The following is a 3,310-nucleotide window of genomic DNA, read 5'->3' as shown; positions in this document are numbered from 1 at the left end:
GTGGTCATGGCCTGCTGCGGCGACACCCCCACCCTGGAGACCCTGGCCGCGGTCACCATCCTGCGGGATGCCATGCCGGAGCTGAAGATCCGGGTGGTCAACGTGGTGGACCTGATGAAGCTGGAACCCAGCACCAAGCATCCCCACGGCCTGACCGATGCGGACTACGATGCCCTGTTCACCAGGGACAAACCCATCATCTTTGCCTTCCACGGCTATCCCACCCTGGTCCATGAACTGACCTATGAGCGGTTCAACCGCAATCTCAGCGTGCACGGCTATCAGGAGGAAGGCACCATCACCACCCCCTTCGATATGCGGGTGCAGAATGAGATCGACCGCTTCCATCTGGTCAAGGATGTCATCCAGCATCTGCCCCAGCTGGGCAACCGGGGTGCCTACCTGATCCAGGAAATGAACGACAAACTGGTGGCTCACAAGAACTATATCCACGAAGTGGGCCAGGACATGCCCGAGATCCTGAACTGGAAGTGGCACCTGCCCCAGGAATGACCTGTCTGTAATCACAATGCAAAAGCCCGCCGGGACCCATTGGTTCCGGCGGGCTTTTTGTAATGAATTCACAGCAGGGTGTGGGCGGCCAGTCCCAGCGCCCCGCACAGGCACATGGTCAGGATGGGGTCCCATTTGAACCGGCGCAGGATCACAAAGGCGGCCGCAAACAGGGCGGTATCGATCCAACTCAGGGTTTCCAGGCCCGGGGCGCTGCCGTTGAACAGGACCATGGCCAGAATGGACAGTCCGGCCCCCAGGATCAGGGCCACCACCACCGGCCGCAGACATGCCAGTACGTTCTGTAATATAGACAGGTTCTGATACTTATTGTAGATATAAGCCAGCAGGGAAACGAGAATCAGCGCAGGGGCAATGCAGCCCAGGGTGGCCACGATAGCCCCCGGAATGCCCGCAATGCGCACCCCCACGAAGGTGGCCGAGTTGATGGCGATGGGGCCCGGTGTCATCTGGGCAATGGTGATCAGGTCGGTGAATTCCTGCAAAGTCAGCCAGGGATGCTGCTCCACCACCTGGCTCTGGATCAGGGGCATGGCCGCATAACCGCCGCCCACACTGAACAGCCCCACCTTGAGAAAACTGAAAAAGAGTTCTGCGTAAATCATGACCGCGCCGCCTTTCTGTGCTGCCAGGCAGCCCGCACCACCCCGAAGGCGGTGGCGGCCAGGATGATCAGGATCACGTTGACATTGAAAGCAAAACTGGCAAGGAAGGCGGCCACCATCAGCCCGATGAAGAGGGGAGAGCGGGTCTTGAGCACATCGCCTCCCAGATCGCAGACCACATCCAGGATGACCGCAGCCACACCGGCCTGCATGCCTTTGAGCACCAGAGCCACATAGGGGTTGGCGGCAAAGGCCTGATAGATGAAGGAAATCAGGGTCAGGATGACCATGGGCGGCAGGATGGACCCCAGCACCGCCACCACCATGCCCGGGAACCCGGCCACCCGCCATCCCACCAGAATGGCCGCATTCACCGCAATGGCGCCGGGGGTGGACTGGGCTAGGGCGGTCATGTCCAGCATTTCCTTTTCTTCCAGCCAGTGCAGTTCATCCACGAATTTCCGCTTCATGAAGGTGACGATGACGTATCCGCCCCCGAAGGTGAAGGCACTGATATACAGGGTGGCAAAAAACAGGGTCCGCAGCTTTTGGGTCCCGGTCAGGGACGGCTGTTCCTTTTCCATCTTTCCGAACTCCTTTCAAACGCTTTGTTCCCAGTATACCCCTTGCATCCTTATGTGTAAAATGCTATTGTTTTATAAAATCCATAACTTTATTGCATGAATCACACAAAGGAGGGGCTCCCCTTGACCCTGCGTCATCTGCGTATCTTTACCGAGGTTTTCCGCACCCAGAGTGTGACGGCGGCGGCCCGGAATCTGCACCTGACCCAGCCGGCGGTGACCCGGGCCGTGCAGGAGATGGAGCGGCATTACGGCCTGCCGCTGTTTGAACGCATCCGCCGCCGGCTTTCGCCCACCGCCGAAGCGCGGCGGATGTTTCCCCAGGCCAATCACATTCTGGAAGCCTTCGACCGGATGGAGGAGGAACTGCGGGACCGGGAGGAGCAGGGCCTGGTCCGTGTGGGTGCCACGGTCACCTTGGGCGGCACTTTGCTGCCTGGTCTTGTACAGCGCTTCCGGCAGGAGAACCCCAACGTGGAGGTGCGGGTCACAGTGGTCAACGGGGATGCCGTGGCCGCCGCACTGGAAGAAAACCGGCTGGACCTGGCGCTGCTGGAAGGCCGGGTGAGTGACCGGAACCTGCACTGTGAAGGCATCGGACGGGATCGCCTCTGTCTGGTGCTGCCCCTGTCCCATCCCCTGGCATCCGGCGCGGAGGTAACGGTGGAGGAGCTGGCTGCGCTGCCTCTGCTGGTGCGGGAACCGGGCAGCACCGCCCGCGCCCTGCTGGAAGAGACCCTGCAGGCCCACGGCTTTGCTTTGGATCCGGTGTGGGAAAGCACCGATACCGCCTCACTGCTCCAGGGGGTCCTGCACGGCCTGGGGGCAGCGGTCCTGCCGGAGCAGACCGTAACGGCTGCGGTGCGGCAAGGTCTTGTATGTACCCGGCCGGTGTCCGGGGCGTCTTTTGAGCGCCGCCGGGTCCTGGCATGGCACCGGGACAAGTACCTGACCGGATCCATGCAGCGGTTTATCACGCTGTGCCAGACCGAAAAATGAGATACAAAATAAAGATAACGGCCTTCTTGCGTAACATACGAAGAAGGCCGCTTTTTATTCTGTTCAGGCTTCGCCGGGTCGGTACCGGGCCACTACCACAAAGCGGCCGTCCTTTGTGTGGTAACTGCAGGTAGACAGGGTCAGAAGCCGGTCACCCGGCTCTGCCCGTACGCCTGTGTCATACAATGCGGCGGCCAGGACCTGGTTTGTGTAAGACTGGAAGGCCTCCGGGGAGGACAGATCCGTGGCATAATAATACCGGAATACATTCTCTTCATCCGCGGCGTAAATGCGGCTGTAAAAGGCAGCCATCACAGTAAAGGTCAGCCGCTCGTAGCTGCCGTCCGGCTGGATCAGGTCATAGGTGATTTCCGGATGGGCGGCAGCGTAGTCTGGATCAGAATACCGGTCCAAGGTGCCGAACATGGTCCCGTCCTGCATCTTGTGTCCATAGATGAGGATGTGGACGCCGTCAGGCGTGCATCCATCCGAAATGAACAGACTGCCGCTCATGGCATCACTGCGGTCAAATGCCCGACGGAGATAGTATTGCGGGTCGTCCGGCGTGTACATCACGGGGTAATCAAT

At 60.0% G+C, this 3,310-nt stretch carries 4 protein-coding genes and 1 pseudogene; 2 read left to right on the top strand and 3 right to left on the bottom strand.

The window, feature by feature from the left end; all coding sequences use genetic code 11:
* Positions 1 to 513: pseudogene (locus Q0K17_RS11005) on the top strand (phosphoketolase); the annotation flags it as partial.
* Positions 514 to 581: 68 nt separating this feature from the next.
* Here the strand turns inward: Q0K17_RS11005 and Q0K17_RS11000 are convergent.
* Both Q0K17_RS11000 and Q0K17_RS10995 read right to left on the bottom strand, forming a co-directional pair.
* Positions 582 to 1,139, bottom strand: coding sequence for a chromate transporter (locus tag Q0K17_RS11000; protein WP_294542954.1), 558 nt, complete (start codon positions 1,137 to 1,139; stop codon positions 582 to 584).
* Positions 1,136 to 1,723, bottom strand: coding sequence for a chromate transporter (locus Q0K17_RS10995; protein WP_294542953.1), 588 nt, complete (start codon positions 1,721 to 1,723; stop codon positions 1,136 to 1,138). Before Q0K17_RS10995 ends, Q0K17_RS11000 begins: the two co-directional genes overlap by 4 nt.
* 123 nt (positions 1,724 to 1,846) lie before the next feature.
* On the opposite strand from Q0K17_RS10995, the gene Q0K17_RS10990 reads away from it, so the two are divergent.
* A complete protein-coding gene (locus Q0K17_RS10990; RefSeq protein WP_294542952.1) occupies positions 1,847 to 2,722 on the top strand; it encodes a LysR family transcriptional regulator in 876 nt (291 codons plus the stop codon).
* A gap of 63 nt (positions 2,723 to 2,785) precedes the next feature.
* Here the strand turns inward: Q0K17_RS10990 and Q0K17_RS10985 are convergent.
* Positions 2,786 to 3,310, bottom strand: a 525-nt coding sequence (locus tag Q0K17_RS10985) for a class B sortase (protein WP_294542951.1), incomplete at its 5' end; no start/stop codon positions are given.

This window comes from uncultured Gemmiger sp. (assembly GCA_944388105.1).
Taxonomy (GTDB): Bacteria; Bacillota; Clostridia; order Oscillospirales; family Ruminococcaceae; genus Gemmiger.
Note: the sequence above shows the minus strand (reverse complement) of the source record. Positions and strands in the feature narration are given on the sequence as shown.